The sequence below is a fragment of the Marinomonas sp. MED121 genome (genome assembly GCF_000153025.1).
GTDB lineage: Bacteria > Pseudomonadota > Gammaproteobacteria > Pseudomonadales > Marinomonadaceae > Marinomonas.
In genome coordinates this window covers 1,465,592-1,481,130 of record NZ_CH672429.1, presented here as the reverse complement: position 1 = coordinate 1,481,130, position 15,539 = coordinate 1,465,592, and the positions used below count along the sequence as shown (strand labels likewise).

The 15,539-nt window shown below is 37.7% G+C and carries 11 protein-coding genes; 2 read left to right on the top strand and 9 right to left on the bottom strand.

The features are described from left to right. Nucleotides 1–273 precede the first annotated feature (273 nt). The 4 genes from MED121_RS06745 to MED121_RS06730 are packed head-to-tail and all read right to left on the bottom strand — an operon-like array spanning nt 274 to nt 6,970. Nucleotides 274–1,482 (bottom strand): Wadjet anti-phage system protein JetD domain-containing protein, encoded by a 1,209-nt coding sequence (locus MED121_RS06745; protein WP_009832895.1) that lies wholly within the window; start codon nt 1,480–1,482, stop codon nt 274–276. Next, nucleotides 1,479–4,862: an SbcC/MukB-like Walker B domain-containing protein gene (locus MED121_RS06740; RefSeq protein ID WP_009832894.1), complete on the bottom strand. Its 3,384-nt coding sequence runs from the start codon at nt 4,860–4,862 to the stop codon at nt 1,479–1,481. Before MED121_RS06740 ends, MED121_RS06745 begins: the two co-directional genes overlap by 4 nt. Then, complete coding sequence (locus MED121_RS06735) at nt 4,859–5,518, bottom strand: DUF4194 domain-containing protein (protein ID WP_009832893.1); 660 nt, start codon at nt 5,516–5,518, stop codon at nt 4,859–4,861. Before MED121_RS06735 ends, MED121_RS06740 begins: the two co-directional genes overlap by 4 nt. 3 nt (nt 5,519–5,521) lie before the next feature. Beyond that, on the bottom strand, nt 5,522–6,970 hold the full coding sequence (locus tag MED121_RS06730; RefSeq protein WP_036178883.1) for a Wadjet anti-phage system protein JetA family protein: 1,449 nt from the start codon (nt 6,968–6,970) through the stop codon (nt 5,522–5,524). A gap of 195 nt (nt 6,971–7,165) precedes the next feature. On the opposite strand from MED121_RS06730, the gene MED121_RS06725 reads away from it, so the two are divergent. After that, a complete protein-coding gene (locus MED121_RS06725) occupies nt 7,166–7,930 on the top strand; it encodes a WYL domain-containing protein (RefSeq protein WP_009832891.1) in 765 nt (254 codons plus the stop codon). A 299-nt stretch (nt 7,931–8,229) separates the two neighbouring features. On the opposite strand, the gene MED121_RS06720 is transcribed toward MED121_RS06725, so the two are convergent. The 5 genes from MED121_RS06720 to MED121_RS06700 all read right to left on the bottom strand — a co-directional run bounded on the left by MED121_RS06720 (nt 8,230) and on the right by MED121_RS06700 (nt 14,766). Beyond that, complete coding sequence (locus tag MED121_RS06720) at nt 8,230–10,050, bottom strand: hypothetical protein (protein WP_036178880.1); 1,821 nt, start codon at nt 10,048–10,050, stop codon at nt 8,230–8,232. A gap of 116 nt (nt 10,051–10,166) precedes the next feature. Continuing rightward, a complete protein-coding gene (locus MED121_RS06715; protein ID WP_009832888.1) occupies nt 10,167–11,315 on the bottom strand; it encodes a TniQ family protein in 1,149 nt (382 codons plus the stop codon). A gap of 2 nt (nt 11,316–11,317) precedes the next feature. After that, nucleotides 11,318–12,211 carry a TniB family NTP-binding protein gene (locus MED121_RS06710; protein WP_009832887.1) on the bottom strand — a complete coding sequence of 298 codons (894 nt, stop codon included), beginning with the start codon at nt 12,209–12,211 and terminating at the stop codon, nt 11,318–11,320. A 12-nt stretch (nt 12,212–12,223) separates the two neighbouring features. Beyond that, nucleotides 12,224–14,110: a Mu transposase C-terminal domain-containing protein gene (locus tag MED121_RS06705; RefSeq protein WP_116371564.1), complete on the bottom strand. Its 1,887-nt coding sequence runs from the start codon at nt 14,108–14,110 to the stop codon at nt 12,224–12,226. Then, nucleotides 14,110–14,766: a heteromeric transposase endonuclease subunit TnsA gene (locus tag MED121_RS06700; RefSeq protein WP_009832885.1), complete on the bottom strand. Its 657-nt coding sequence runs from the start codon at nt 14,764–14,766 to the stop codon at nt 14,110–14,112. The genes MED121_RS06705 and MED121_RS06700 overlap by 1 nt, the downstream gene beginning before the upstream one ends. A 42-nt stretch (nt 14,767–14,808) precedes the next feature. Here MED121_RS06700 and MED121_RS06695 point away from each other — a divergent pair, with 42 nt between their 5' ends. Beyond that, a complete protein-coding gene (locus MED121_RS06695; RefSeq protein ID WP_009832884.1) occupies nt 14,809–15,492 on the top strand; it encodes an ATP-binding protein in 684 nt (227 codons plus the stop codon). The last annotated feature ends 47 nt before the right edge of the window (nt 15,493–15,539 follow it).

Below are 15,539 nucleotides of genomic sequence, written 5' to 3'. Positions count from 1 at the left end.
TTGTAGTAAGCTTTTCTTGAAGTTTTGATTTCCCTAATGAAGCATTATGTTGTTGGTGATTAGGAAGGTTTGATAAGTCCTCCAAAGTAATTGCTTTTAGGTTTACTAATAAAGTAAGTTTGATCCATCATACCAATTGTAGTGAAATTAGCTAACTACCAATACAGCATTTTAAACATCTGAATGTGATTTTTTTGGAATCCGAAAATATTAGGTAAGATGAAATTGATTTATTACATTATTCTAATGCTTTATTAGCATAAAAAATCACTTTTACTGTTTTCCTTTCCACATCTCTTGCTCATATTTTTTTCCGACAGAAGTTATTCTTTGAATTAATTTCGCTATGCTAGGATTGGAAAGTGTTTCAAGCTGTGTTTTTTCAGACTCGTTTAAATCTTTTAAGTGCTGAGAGCTTGGATAATCATCTGGTGACATCCGGTGCGGTTTAACCTCTCTTTCTATCGATTTATTTAGTATGTTCCAGATCCTAAAGCCACCAAGATCGATATCTCCCCAGTGAAGGAAGTTAGTTTCAGATTCTAACGTATTAGAAACCTTTTGGAAAAGTTCAATAAATTTAGGGGTCGGAATGCCAGAAGTATAAAGTACTATTTCTGTTGGTTGTTTTTCCTCTTTAACGTAGCGCATAAAGGAAGCCTGATTTTCTATGGTTATAACACTAGTTATAGCTATTTGAGTTGATACTAGCAGCTCTTCAGTTGGGAACAATCCTACTGCCGGAGGAAAACTGGCATCGAGAATACTTCCATGTTGCGTAAAGTTAAGACTTCCTGAAAGAAGGATAGGTTGCTCTATGGGAGTAATTCCAAAGAATCGAAAGACTTCATCAATACCAAAACCTTCGAGTTCTGAATATTGTGATTTGAGAAGGTTAGCAATAAGGGCTTTATAAGAACTGAGCTTCTTGGAATCTTTAAACGCCTTAATGGAGAAATGACGGTAGTCGATGGCCTCTTTTTTCTGATACAGCGACAATGCTATATGTGCGCCCTGAAAACCCTTAGCTAGAGTCTCATATTGATCAACCGTGCATTTATGAAAAGATTTATGTTCCAACCAATTCGCCCTAATAGCATCTCTCAACATGGAATAAAGCGGAATATCTAGCACCTTGTAGTCCAAATATTGTAAGGCGATACTCAGTTTTTTCAGTATAGGGGTGTGCTTAATTAACTCACAAAGCCTTTCGTAATCTTGCAAATAGATACGCTTCAAAGATATATTTTCAGTATGCCAAGAGGCTTTTAGAATACCTTCTTTTTCATACTTTTGGATCAGAATGTTTATGTACTTCACAATGCCTAGTGGCTGACTTTTAGCATAAGGCTTGAACACTGATTCACGCGTACCTATGTCTGCCTGCTTATTTGAACCAGATCCCAGTAATTGCTCTTGCTTGAGTAACAGTTTAGTCAAGATTTCGATTAAAATCTGTTCGCTTTTTGCAGGGTCATTCATACAAGAACCTCGCTTGGTATTGCTTGTACTGGATTGAAGATTTCCCAACCTCTTTCCGTTAAAATCTCAATATCTAGACTGGCGGTGGCCTTATCTTTAGACAAGATGTGCTTGGACACATAGATCACACTGTTGACTGCTGGTTTGAATACGTATTCTTGCTGTGCTGGGGTTGCCACAATAACCTGTAACCCAGTATCGCCCATAAAATCCATCGCGTTCTTGAGGTTTTCTTCATCCAACTTGTCAAATGCTTCATCCAATAAAGCAAGTCCAGCACTTCTACCTGGATTGCTCAATGTTCCCCATGCGGTCGCTAATGATGAGGCAATGGCAACATAGAAGGGCGACTGCTTTTCACCACCAGAACCTGTTCCCATTTGGTCGCTGACGTAATAACGCTCTTGAGTCACATCCGATGTTACTTCAACGTCATACACAAAATATTTTCTGTAATCCCGAATATTCAATGTATCGTCCTTATCACTGGAAATAAGTAATTCAATTTGCGCTTCTACTTCCGGTGGCATGGAATCAAACAAATCATCAGTATTTGTGGTCAAGTCAGTCTTCTCAATATAATTAATCAGGTCCCTAAATTCTGATTTTGGTTTTTTTATGAACTTATAACGTTCTGAATGAAAAAGTCTTTGTGAGAGTGCCTTATTTAAATCTCTGAACTGACGATTCTGCATTTTAAAGACTTCCCTTAATCGGTTAGTCACATCGGTTCTAAAGGATTCATTCAGTTCTTTACTGGCTCTTTCAGCTGCTTCTTTATATTTGACGATATTCATCTCGACAATCTTGGTGATGCACTCATGAACGTATTGAGTCACAGGCTCCAAGGTCTCATTATTTAGTGGGAAGTACGCCTCAGGGTTAAAACTTTCATTCGTTTCAGCAATATCTTTCATTGTGAACTCATTTCGGTTCAATGCATTGTAAAACTGCTTACTGAGACTTTCATGCTTGCCCTTGACTATATCTGCATCTTCATCCTCAGACTTGATCTGAAGTTCGTCATTATATTGAACATCAAAATAGACAGAGGCTTCAATTTTGCCCTGTTCTTCATATTTTACTTCAACTTTTTTATTAAGAGCCAAAAGGTACGTTTTTGTATCTTTAATCTGGGCTCTCATGCCCCCTTTTTCATCCAGAAGCTTTTCTAGCTCTTTTGTTCGCAGAGGCAGAAGCTTCTTTTCAATTTTATCGCGCTCCTGAATCAGGCTGTCAATATGAGTTAAATCAATCCCTTTCAGGATTTCTTCATTCTTTTCTTTCAGCTTTTCTTGTTGTGTGATCGCTAAGTTTCGTGCTTGGAATGATTGACGCTCAGTATCTCTCTGGACCATTTTTAAATGCGCGAGTGAATCAGAAACGTCTTTGAGTTTTGACCTAGTTGGCGTAATCTGGTCGTCTTTTTCAGTCGATAAATCACGACGCTTATTGCGCCACGTCTCAAGGTTATGACTCTGATCTTTCATCATTTTTAGATGAGAGATCAATTTAAGACGAGAAATTCCGACTGAATTTGTAACCATTCCATCTTTAGATAAGGCGAATCTCGAGCGTCTAAGTTCTGAGTCTGAATCTACCAACTCAAGTCTGCCTAGCAATTTGTACAAAAAGCCCAAAGCATATTGGTTGTTTGACTCTAAAAGAGTGGCTGCAGAGTTTGGAGCCAAAGCGATTGAATCGTACCAATTCACGCAAAGGGAGGCTTTAACAATGACGCGCTTATAAATCTGGTGGGTGTTCTTCAATCTTCGATACAAGCGAATCGCTTCAACTTCTTGGTCTTCCGGTACAATCAAGGCTTCCACGTTATTCGCCAAAAATGCCTCGATTGCAGGTTGCCAAGTGGCATCTGAGATTTCTACAACATTACATACAGGGGTTGCCTGAATACCATGTTCTACTAAGTATTGAATCAAGAATTCCGTCTCAGGGGTTAAAAGACGCTTACCGGAGGAAACGCGATTAATGTTTTCAGTTAGCGTTGTAACCTGTTCTTCAATTTGGACTTCCCGTGCTATCAAAGGCTTTTGTTTGAGATCAATCAAATCCTCAATCGCATCAATCTGTCCAATCAAGGCTTCAGAAAGATCGTCGAACGATTCAAAATCAAAAGACATGTTAGCTGTCTGTTCAAGCATAGGACGCATTTTTGACGTCAAAAGATTTATTGACTCTTCATGCAAAACCGAAACATCTTGCTTACAGAACTGTCGGTAATGTGCAATGTCACTAAGCATGTCCCTTTGAATTGAATTAATTTTATCCACAATTTTTTCGATTTCTTTAGTAAGATTGTCTCTGCGTCGCTGCTCATCATCATTACTAATCTGGATTGACAGTTCGCTCTGCTTATTACGTAACGTTGCAATAGTCTTTTTCAGTTGACGTTCGGCTTTACGGTTGTCCCATCGTTTCTGAATATATTGTGCTAAACCTTGTTTTCGAACATATTGATCTTCTTGAATGCCTTCGAGCTGTTTCTCCAAAGCAATCCACGAAAGTGAGTGCATTTTTTTTCGTTGTGTAATAGCACGGTTCAAAGTGGCATTCAGTTCATCCAATATCTCCTTTTGTTGACTTAATTCATTGATTTTAGTAGTAAGGTTTTGATAGTGATTCTTGGTTCGAATTAAATCATCAACTTTGATATCGCGGGGTTCCAGAACGAAGCTCTCGACAAACTGCGATACTTCGGTGATCTCTTTTTTCAATGAGATAGATTTGGAAAGTGAGCCACGCAAGATCTCGGGATCTATCCAGTCATGGTGTGCAGTTGGACCAATGAGCTTAACCATTGCCTCCATAAAGTCTTTTGACTTGTCTGCATAGTAGGGAGTAATCCCTTGTAGCGATAGAGATTTTTTTAAATTTATCGCTGTTAGAGATTCAAAAGATCCATCATCATGTATAGTAATAAAGTCCTTGGCCTCTAAGGCACGATTACCTTGATATATCCCTCTAATTTTAAAGTTTGGCGCAGGATCATCTTCATAAGCCTCAATCCCCACAAAAAGTGAAACATGACTGCCATTATTTGGGTGCTCAAATACTAAACCCAGATAGGTAATACTCTCATCACGCTTTCTATAAGTAGAGGAGGATTCATCATCTTTGTTGCCCGGTTTGTAATAACCTAGGCAGTAAGTCCGGATGCTTCGATTGGTTTTGGCAACAGAGGCACTTGCATTTAGGTGGATAGATTTCTGGTTCCCACCAAACAGGACAGTCTGGATTGCATCAATAATGGTGGATTTACCCGATCCGTTCTCACCGATTAAGGCGACATTGCCGTGAATGGGAACTGTGATTGGGTCGAACAAGTACCAATTAACAAGAATAACACTTTTTAATTTCATACTTCTTCCTCCATGGTATAGGAAGATATTTTAATCTGACTGGTATCATCATCTGAAGAAGCAGAGTTTGCTCTATTAGCGATTTCCTGATTAAGTCTTAGTGCAACCTCCGGAGTCATTATGACTTCGATTGTCGGGAAAATGGTAATTATCGGAAGCAGGGTTTCTTCATCAACCTCACTGCTAAGCGAAAGGATTCGCTTCTGTTTAAACAGCTTTAAATATTCCATAAAGCGTGACTTACTATCAACCAAGTCATTACGTTCAGTATATTGCTTATACTGCGTCACTAAGTGACTCCCCGAGATACTGATTGAGCCATCTTCATTAGAACGGGATTCTTTCTCTTGATGGTATATAACCCTTAAAGTTACCAGAATAGCTGTGTCAATCATCGTTAGACGATTAAAGTCATCCGACGAAGTACTGTTGATTCCAATATAACCATAATCATTATTCTGGATAAGAAATTTTCCAAACAGTTCAAAACCACTTCTAAAGAGGTCGAAATGCTCGCTGATGAATGCATAGTGCTTACGGTCTTTTGAACGTTTTCTGAAGACAAACTGGTGATTTTGTAGGTAGTTGAACGTCTCGATAATTTGTGACTCTTCAACCGCTGTATTATTAATTAGATTCCTTACCTCATTGAACATGGCTTAACTCCCAAACATTTTTACGATATTAAATGGCTGGCAGAAGGTGTGCTCATGCTCAATAAGATCATCACCTGCCAGGATAAAATTGTATTGTGTGAGCGTGTCTGAATAATTACGGTGAAGTTTTTCATCTTCTATGCCCAGTCGCCGACAGACGGTAAATGCCACAAAATCTTCAATGGTGGAGACCGGAATGTTGATTGAGTTAATTTGGCCGAGCTCTCCATGCTGGTTGAATAACGCATCTAGCCATTTTGTAAGCTTCTCTTGATTAATGGTACGCCTTTCAAGTGCAAGACGTTTTTCTTCCTTCTGTCTTATTACTTCTTCAGGGATTAGTGTCTTTATTGTGTTTTTGCGCTGGGTAATCTGTTTGCGTTGTTTCGGGACTCTTGCCACAAGTTCCAGTGAAAAAAATGGATAAACAGGTAATGGGTTACTGATTGTGCCTTTTACTCCGGTCTCTTTAATAGTTTTTAATAAGGACTCAAAATCATTGATGGCACTTGATGGGGTTCGCGAGTGATATTTAATGGACTCATTCACCTGTCGCCCTAGTCGAGCATGACTGGCATCGATTTTCTCGATTAAATATTCGGTATTCTCAAAGATGTTACGAATCAAACGAACCTTGTTTTTTAAGCTTTCTAGAGCCTTTTCATAGGGAAGGTCTTGAGCTGTTTTTAATCTATTGTGTTCTTGGATGGAATTTACTACTTGCTCGGTTGTATCTACTTCATACTCAATCGAGTACAGCATGTCCAATATCTCACTTTTAAAACGAAATGGATGATGCTGACCTTTAATCAAGTTGTAATCGGAGAAAGAGGAATTCTTAATAAACTCTTCAAAGAACAAAGTCATTTTTTCATCCAGTTTGGTAAAGCGACGAAAGTCCTGAGAGATATCTGTCAAGTGCAAAGCCAAATTCTTCATTGTCTTGCTTAATGACTGAGTGTCTTGAACCACTTGGTCTAGCATTTGAGAAATATCGGTTGCAGAGGTTCGTTTTCTTGGTGAGATGATTGATTCTAGATTGTTACGGATTGATAACACTCCTCCACCAATTTCTCCGGATGAATAAAGTTGAATGTTTTCTATGAAGTCTACTAACATAGAAACTTTCGATGACATATAAATATCCTGTTTAATGCCGTCTTTGCGAATATTTAGCCAACCTGTTTCAAGTAATCGGTTATATACATAAATCGCACGGGATTTGATGCAACCACCTTCACCTTCACCTTCAGTGTTCCAGTTTTCTTCATGAAGTGCTTCTTCAATAAATGCCTTGATTCGTGGTATTGGAATGCTGGTGTCAATAAACTCTGCTGATTCACTGAAAAATTTTGAATGCATACTAACTATGAGATCTAAATAAGCTGTTCTATTTTCTCCAGCCAAGGGGAAAAATATATTGTCAGGATACAGGTTGAAGAAATGGCTCATTATTTTCCTTATACATAAAATGATGTACGCATTATATCTATTGAAAATCAATAGGTATTTAAAATCAATAGGTATTGAAAATCAATAGGTATTGAAAATCAATAGGTATTGAAAGTCAATAGGTATTGAAAGGCAATAGGTTTATGGGTTTTTATGTTTTATAATAGCTGTATATGAATAAGGGCGCAGAACAAGATGAATAACAAGGATTACATTGAATTTACCTTGCATAAGGCTTTCTTTGAAGGTCGTGTTACACGCAAAGATCTAATAGAACGGTTTGGCATAAAAGAATCTAAGGCCACGAAAATTTTTGCTCTCATCTCAAAGGAGCTGCCAAGGCATATCCATTATCATCCTCGTAGTCGAGGATATGTGCCAAGTGAAGACTACCGGATTAAAAGTACATATCGTTTTGTCGATTATCTACAGATTGTTGGTCGTCCAGGCTTTATCCATCATCTGGAAACGGTAAATTCCGGTGTGGATATGGATAAGTTTCGCTCTATCCAAGAAGCCATTAAACATGGATTTGCTGTTGAGTTCGATTATTCATCATTAAATACGCCTGAACCAACTAAGCGAATAGTCTATCCGCATAGCTTGATTAGCTCTGGTTATCGTTGGCATGTCAGAGGGTGGGAAAAAGGGTCTGGGTTGTTTAAGGATTTCAACTTACCAAGAATGCAGGGAAATAGTTTATTAGTGAGTGAGAATGATACTACTAGTCATATCGATAATGACCTTGATTGGAATGAGTACAAAACCTTCTTTTTGATTCCAAATCCAAGTTTGAGTCTTGAGCAAAGGCGTATCATTGAAATTGACTACCAAATGAGCAACGGTGTTCTGGCTGTATCATGCAGGAAGGCATTGTTTCTCTATACCTTGCACACATATTTAGTAACAGACCAAAGTGAATTTCCAAATATACATCAACATTTAGCCCTTAGAGAATAGATCAGACCATTGAGTAGTGGAGTTTCAATTAAGAAACGCTACGTTATTTTTAAGTTTTTACTGTGAAAAATTTTTAATCATAATTTCCTTCAAAATATTAGGCACAATAAAGGTACTGACTCCCAGTTTTTAATCCTTTCAACTTCATTTCTGCAAGGTATATGAACTTTTCTTGGTTTGGACTTCCTAGAGTTTGCTAGACAGCATTGGATTCTAAGAAAAACATTTCTCAGTATTTAACAGGTGGCATGCCACTTGTATGCAATTCATGTCATATAAATTGTATGGATAAGATAATTTTAACTAGTAACGTTCCGAGCCAATATTGACCTAAGGTTACTGGTTAAATTATTAGCCCACAATGATAATTCTGTCTCTGATAGTGAGTCTGAAGTTGATAGAAAGTCAGGGTGAATAATGGGTCTATGCTTATAATTTTCAAAATATTTATCTGCTGTAATTTTAGCTGATGAGCTCCTCCATTTATGGTCAGGCATTGGCCAACGATTTTGCCTTGCTGTTATTTCTAAAAAGGTCTCGAAATCTCCTTCAGGCATATATTTAAGGTCATTTGTATAAATACAGAAGGTGCTTCGACCAGTTTCTGATCCTTTTAGTTCCATTTCTGCAAGGTATATAAAAGAGCTTTGGTTTACAATAATTTCTACCCAAACTATTTGCCTTAGCCGTTTAACTCCTTCATTAATATCATCAACTAAATGCCAAGAATATCTTCTATTCCTGTTCTCAAGGAAAGTAGTAACAATTTCACCATCTTGTTCTAATATTGAATTTGCAGCTGATCTAGTTACAACCTCCCAGTTTCTATGGATATTTTTAGCTCTAAGATGAGATATTACTTTTATGAAGTCAGATAGTTTCCGATCGACATGGTTTACGTGTGATTCGAAATCGCTTTTGCGAAGTATACGATCATCAGATCCATCAGAAACCATATCTTCGTATGAATAGAAATTAGAATCTGCAGTAGAATCACCTACATATAAAGGATCATTTGTTTCATTTGTTAAATAGTGCTTAAAATCCATGTCATTCATTGCTGAAAAACGATTACTGGGGTTTAGTATCACAACATTGTCAGGAAGAGTATTGGAAGGCTCATCTGTTTCTGATAAATTATATTCATCGTCAAACGGGCTCTTAATTAAATCATTTGCGTCTCCAGCTTCTAGTGTCCATGCTTGAGGGTTTTTAGAATATGGATCAGCAAGAATTTTTGTCTCAAAATCAACTTTTTTATCGCAATGGATTATGTTCGCAGCAAAAATAGCCCATATGACTTTATCTTCGGACTCATATTTAAAGCGCTTACCAGCGATTGTTAAGGTAGTTATACCTTTAAATGGGAAAGTGGCTTTTAGAGCAAATGGCTGTAGCATTTTTTCATCTTTCACTGAATTATTCGCCGTTGCAATAGTTTGTATATATCTTGATGGCATCAATAGCCAATCTTTCCCTTGTTCATCCCAATTCCCTCTATAAGCAATAAACTGCTCCAGCCTGTTTAATGGTTTTTTTACTCTTATGTATGGATCTTCCCAAGAAAAATAGTTTTGGGTATTGTTTGTTAATACTTTATTAATAAAACGATCACTAACACCGATATAGAAACGATATAGCTCACTGCATGGAAGCACTAAAAACTTTGTTAGTGGATCATCGAGGACTGGCACAATTGCATAAAATGATTCGCTTTTAATTCGCCTAACTTTTTTGGAACTAAGATCAATGGCCATTGAAGGAAGTATTGAAGGGAAAAAAGTGCTATCAATAGATATTTTTTCGTTGGGTTTGATGATTTTAATCTTTGAGGTATCGATAGTAAACTTTGTTTCAAAAGGTGAAAGCCTGTTAATTCTTTTACCATCTTCCCAGCAAGAACCAATCAAAAATTCAGATATTCTATTAAGCGGTTCCACAATCCATATGTGTTTTTCAGAAAGTTGTCCCAGCTTAAGTGGGGAGTGTACACCTTCACTTTTTACCTTAGACAAAGAGATAAAAACACTCGGGATATATTTTTCACTTGGCTTTATAGAGCTTATGCCGTTAACGCGCCAAATACCTTCCTTGCTTTTCAGTTTTTTTGATTCAAACAACGTACTTCCTCACACAAAGCTATTATCAATTAGCTATGTTTATGAAGATTGTGATTACTTGTCAATAACAATAATGCTTTTGATTGAAAATTTTATCTATTGAAGCAATAACTTAGTTACCTGAGAGTTTTTAATTTATCTCGACAGGTCCCTTTATTCATATTAGCAAAAAGAGCGATAGTCTTTGTTGTAGGAACAATTGAATGTGTCATCAAATAGTTTTCGATATTCAATAGTTCATCGTCAGTTGCTGAGTATATCGTTTTATCAAGATGCCTATGGATAACAGTGTTTAGCCAAAATGGAGGAGATTCTGAAAGGTCTTTAAAGGCTGATTTTGAATAGATGGTACCACCGGCTAGTTGAAGAAGCCTATCGGGCCACTTGTCTAAAATCCAAAAGATAGCTAATAGAATTTTAAACCTTTCCTCTATCGGGCGTTGATCAAAGCTTACGTGTGTGCCTGTGCTTGAATGAATGTCTATTCCAGTAAACTTCAGGATGTTAGCTCTAACACCGCTATTAAAGTAATGTTTTCTTAGTATTGAGCTGATTAAAACCCATAAACCATTAAATTCTTGCAATTCCATTGGTTGTTTTAGAAGGGGGATACAAGGTTGGTTTAAAGTGAAGGCTTTCAAAAATGATAAATATGCACCGGTTAGCTCTATATATTCAGAAGGTATTTCTGAGCTACAGTTAGTCCATAGAGGGAGCGTACATGAACCACATAACCCAAGGTCATTGGAGGGAGTTTCGAACTGTGTTTTTCCAATTCCAAGTCGTTGATAATCAATTGGTCTTTCACAATGAGGACAACAGTCTCTTAGTAAGCAAAGGTGTTTCTCGCACATCACTACAAAAGACAGTCTCCAAATGCGCTTATAGTATTTAACTGGGGTTTCAGCGAAGCATTGTGGGCAGTAAACGACACCTTTATTTTTTCTAGTCCTATGGTAAATACCTAAAGGCAATATCCACCGTGAAGCGCTATTAATAATTATTTTCTCAGTAATGCGGCCTTCGAAGCCTGTTAGCATTAACTTTTTAATTTTGTCAGAAGTAAGCCCTGTACTTTGTTCTAAACTATCAACTAAGTTTGGCACAAAAAATTTGTCGATATCCCTAATGAAAATGGAAGAATCTAATCCAAGACAACTTTTATAAAGTGCGTGGGTATAAAGACCATTTTCTAATGCTATGCGAGTGACCCAAGATGACAACAGTTCGTTTTCAAATGGTTTAGGATGCATAGGTAAAAGCATAGCTAAATATTCCGGCTGGCTTCTCGTGATCGGTCGCTTGGTGGTGTATAACCACAGCTTGATATGATGTCAGTAGTGATTTTTTCCTCTCCAGAATTTAAAGCAAACGAGGCAGCTTGATTTAAAAGTAAAGAAAGTTCACCAATACTTCCTTCTGATGTCGCATAAATTTTTCTACCAAGTAATCCTGAGTGTAAATTCGAAGGCTCTTTTAAAGGCAGTACTGCCTCGAATGTTCTTAATAATTGCCTATAATCTTGATCAAACTTCCATTTTGGTAAAAGAATTGGCTGGAAGCGATTTTGTATTTGAGGGTCAATACTTATTGCTCTTAATATATCCTCAGTTCCGCATGCTATAAAAGATATTCTTAATTCGTTTCCTAAGTTTTTAATAGCGTTTAGAAAGTGTTGCCTTTTGAGTGTCGATCCAGCTAAAGAATTATGTAATTCATCAATACAAAGTACTTTTACTCCAATATCTTTGAGCACTTGGATTGTTCTTGTTCTTTTTGCAGAAGTAGAGGCTGAAGGAACCCGTTCGTATATAGAAGATAAAATAGTTGCATACAAGTCTGCTTCATTAGGGGATGGCGGAGCCTGAATATACATGACAGGTGCGATGATTCTTCCACCTTCAGCATTAGGGTCCGGTAAGTGAGACTGGCAAAACCTTTGGACTAAATCTGTTTTACCATTATTTGTTCTACCCACAAGCATTAAATTTGGCATCCTAGCGACTCTAGGGTGACGGAGTAGGTCTTCAAATTTTTGTAATATTTGATGCGCCTTGGGGTAACCAATCCACCTTGGAGAAGAAATTTCTGTTAACCGCTCTTCAGTAGACAGGCTCATTTTCTCAGCACAACGAGGATGTAAATGCGGAAATTCCTTCATTGTTTACTCCTATTAATAAAGTTCGACATCATTGAAAGGCTCTATATCGTCAAGAAGTTCATCTGCAGTCTCATTCGGCAATACTTCAGCTTTGTGAGAGGTGGTTTCATGCTCTACTTCCCAGTTTTTACGTCTTTCAGCCATTCTTCGTTTTCGTTTTTCTGTCGCTCGTTGTTGTTTTGATAAACGTGTTTTTTCAATGGCTTGAGCCTCGATTTCTCTCATTTTTTTGATGCCTCTGAAGATAACTTCTTCATCAATAACGTAAGCATCATTCTCTTCAATGAGTCGTTTTTTTACAGCCTTTAGTTCCCATAAACTGATAGTGGGCCGAGAGGTATTCAGATATGGAATTGGAATATATCTACTTGTATCTGGGTCAAAGAAATAAATGGTGCTAATATCTCTAGGATCTCTAGCGAAAATGAATTTTTTCGACTTTGTTGGATTCTCATCATCGGCAGTTCCAATCCACTTCCTTAGTGCATCTGAGTAGTAATGCACATAATCAATTTCGACACCTTGTCGTTGAATTGTTCTTTCAATGTACGGTGTAAAATCTAGTCGTAATGTCTCTTCATCTTCTATCGGTGCTGGTAAACCAATGCCAGGCTTATCTTTATCTCCAAAAATGCACTCCATATAAAGCTTGATAGGTGGAATTTTATTGATTCCTCTATGTGGTCTATGGTGGTAGCAGTACACAAGAAATATGGTAAACCAAAGCTCTAGTTCTGAAAGTGTCATGACCGCTTTACCTTCAGAGTTGTAATTTAATTTTTCTTTTACATTAGAAAATGTTGTTCCAGGGAGAGTATGTGTCTCTTGCATAAATGTACGAAACGCTCTCTCGACATGAGGTCCATAGTTTGGCTGACCTTTAGGCCTAAACTCTAAGATTATTCCATGTTGTTGGCAGGCGCGTTTTAGCATATTCCCATGAAATTCTTTTGCGTTATCTACGTGTATTTTTTGCATTTTCCCATAAATAGGCCATTCAACTTCAATATCTCGTTTAGCAAGCCAGTTTTCTTTAGGCAGTATTGCATTAGCTATACATAAGCCAGCAGAAGATGACCCTGGGGGATCAAGGGTCATTTTAAATCCACTAATCATCTTAGTAGCGACATCGATTGAAATGGTTAAATAGGGTCTACCAATAGGTAACCTATGGAGTTCGTCTACGATAATTAAATCTACTGGAGTGTGGTCAATTTGCACAACGGCGTTAGGGTAATCTGCACCTGGAAACTTACCAGGAGTAGGCGTGTGCTTTTGCTTCGATATCTTTGCCCCTAATCGTTTTTTTAAAACCTCTTTATCTTCAAGTTTTTGAACTCGAGCATATACCGTATTTTGATGAGGAACAGGAAGGTCAAGATTCTTACATTCAGCTTTAATTAAATTGAACACTTTTGTGATAGATTTCCTTTCTTCTTGAAGGTATTCCTCTTGTATCAATGTTCCTATTAATTCTTCAACTTCCTTATCTAGCTTGGTTTCTCCGCTATCTGTTCTTTTTTGACGAAGCAAAGAAGAAACCAGACCAGTTTCCTCAAATTGCTTAATCCAACGGTATATTGTTGCAACTCCCTTACTGTGTTTCTTAGCAACCTGCTGAACTTGTTCTGCACTTCTATGGTGAATAGATAGAAGAGGCTTAATTATTTCAAACCGTTCTAGTGCTTTATTCCATTCTTTATCTTCTGCGACTAAATGAGCGCTTCTAGGCTTATTTATGTCGGACGGTAAGCGTAAAGATATCTCTCTTAGATGAACAATATCGGTTTTCCCTGATTCAACAGAACGTACAATCAGCTCTTGAAAACCTTTGAACTCAAGGACTATTGCAGCACTTCCTTTCCAATAGATTAATTGACCTGGTTGAATAGTTTTCATCATATCTCCTTAACCCAAATTCTATTGCTCATAGTGAGTGGTTGATCTAGGTCACAATCAATTCTTTGGTTCGCAATGAGGGTCCAAATGATCGGAATCATTTTTGCTCTGTTATAAGGAGAGCTGCATAGCGCTGTTAGTAGCAAGTCTGGATCAGCTTCCTGTAAATCTCTCAATAATGAAAGGATATGTGTTTCCATCTCCTTTTCGATAACTGTGTGCTTGTATGGCCACAAGAACTTAGCATTATCTAGGTATGGTGTTCTAACATCTGTTTCTGTAAATACTTTGAAAGACCATCCGCGAGATATTGCAAATTTTTTTGCAGCTCTGAATTTAGGAAGAAGCTCTCTCCACGACTTTTTAAAGTCTTCTCTATATTTTATTTCATATAAAATAGGTCTTATATGGCAGTCTTCTTTGAAAAAAAGTAGGCCATCTGGTGTATAAGATCTTGGCTTTTGACTGTGGTTTTCATAATGGATAGTAATAGGCTGTGGAGTGATTTTTTTAAAATTAGGCTCAAAACGGAGTCTTTCCATAAAGTCACGTTCAAGCGTTGATTCATAAGAGCCAATATCTGGGACAACACCGGAAACACTTCTATTCGTTATCCCTATCTTTCTAGCTTCTGATGAATGAAAAGGCTTACTCATTATTAAATACCTATAGAATTTAGTTTATATTATCACTTAACTATGTTTCTTACAGGTGGCTCTGTCCCTAAGCCAGGTGAAATCTCTTTAGCCCATTGTGGCGTGCTTTTTCTGGATGAATTGCCTGAGTTCGACCGTAAAGTCTTAGAGGTATTAAGAGAGCCTTTAGAAAATGGTGAGATACATTTATCTCGAGCTCGCGGACAAGTCTGTTATCCCGCACGTTTTCAATTGGTCGCTGCTATGAATGCGAGCAATGAAGCTTATCAAGGGGATGATTATTATGGCTCAATGGCCAGCCAAGGTTATTTACGTAAACTCTCAGCGCCATTCTTAGATAGGATCGATCTACATGTAGAAGTGCCACCTTTGCCTTCCAATGTCTTGGTAAATGCTGGTGAAACGGGGGAAAGCAGCGCTTCCATTCGAGAACGGGTCGAGCAGGCTGTTACAAGACAAAGAGCACGCCAAGGCTGCTTAAATGCTCAACTAAATGGCCGTGAATTAGAAGCAATTTGTGCTTTAAATGAAAGTGATAAAGCTTTTATGCAAGGGGCTTTAGACAAGCTGGGTTTATCCGCAAGGGCCTATCATAGAGTGCTAAAAGTGGCTCTTACTCTCTCTGATTTAAGCCAAGCTGATCTGGTAGAGCGTCGACACCTAATGGAATCTCTCGCCTATCGTAAAATGGAGCAGAAGCTTGCGAAAGCGATAGGGCAGGGGTGAGGTTATCTTTAGATTAAATGCCAACTTAGGGAGTTAAGTTGGCTAAT

Bases quoted from the DNA above. Each gene is read 5' to 3' on its own strand.
- MED121_RS06745 (WP_009832895.1), bottom strand. From the start codon at position 1,482: ATGAATGACCCTGCAAAAAGCGAACAGATTTTAATCGAAATCTTGACT.
- MED121_RS06740 (WP_009832894.1), bottom strand. From the start codon at position 4,862: ATGAAATTAAAAAGTGTTATTCTTGTTAATTGGTACTTGTTCGACCCA.
- MED121_RS06735 (WP_009832893.1), bottom strand. From the start codon at position 5,518: ATGTTCAATGAGGTAAGGAATCTAATTAATAATACAGCGGTTGAAGAG.
- MED121_RS06730 (WP_036178883.1), bottom strand. From the start codon at position 6,970: ATGAGCCATTTCTTCAACCTGTATCCTGACAATATATTTTTCCCCTTG.
- MED121_RS06725 (WP_009832891.1), top strand. From the start codon at position 7,166: ATGAATAACAAGGATTACATTGAATTTACCTTGCATAAGGCTTTCTTT.
- MED121_RS06715 (WP_009832888.1), bottom strand. From the start codon at position 11,315: ATGCTTTTACCTATGCATCCTAAACCATTTGAAAACGAACTGTTGTCA.
- MED121_RS06710 (WP_009832887.1), bottom strand. From the start codon at position 12,211: ATGAAGGAATTTCCGCATTTACATCCTCGTTGTGCTGAGAAAATGAGC.
- MED121_RS06705 (WP_116371564.1), bottom strand. From the start codon at position 14,110: ATGAAAACTATTCAACCAGGTCAATTAATCTATTGGAAAGGAAGTGCT.
- MED121_RS06700 (WP_009832885.1), bottom strand. From the start codon at position 14,766: ATGAGTAAGCCTTTTCATTCATCAGAAGCTAGAAAGATAGGGATAACG.
- MED121_RS06695 (WP_009832884.1), top strand. From the start codon at position 14,809: ATGTTTCTTACAGGTGGCTCTGTCCCTAAGCCAGGTGAAATCTCTTTA.